Below are 354 nucleotides of genomic sequence, written 5' to 3' on the forward strand. Positions count from 1 at the left end.
TTTTGCTGTATTTCGGTCAACAGCAGGTCGCCGATGGGTGGGATAAGGCCCGTGAAGAGGATTTGACCCGGAAAATCCGTCGCGGCCGACGCTCTCAACAAGTATTGGCGGTGAGTCTGTACACCTCCCTGCGAAAGTTAGGGGAGCAGCCAACGGCACACCTAGATGAATTGCTCAGCGGGACTGGGGCTTTGAAGGCTCAACCATCGCGGCTTAAGGGCGCAACGTTGCGCCATAGCCGTATAGCGGGCGATGCGGATGAAAAACTTGAAGTGGCGCTGCATCGGTTATTGACGCAAGTGCTTGCCGATCTGTCGCCAACCTTGACGCAGATACCCGACGCTACGCCGTTGG

General features: G+C 56.8%; 1 pseudogene. It reads left to right on the forward strand.

What is annotated here, in order from left to right:
- Window positions 1-354: pseudogene (locus tag ACZYSM_RS29410) on the forward strand (hypothetical protein); the annotation flags it as partial.

The sequence above is a fragment of the Pseudomonas sp. F220 genome, from assembly GCF_057813935.1.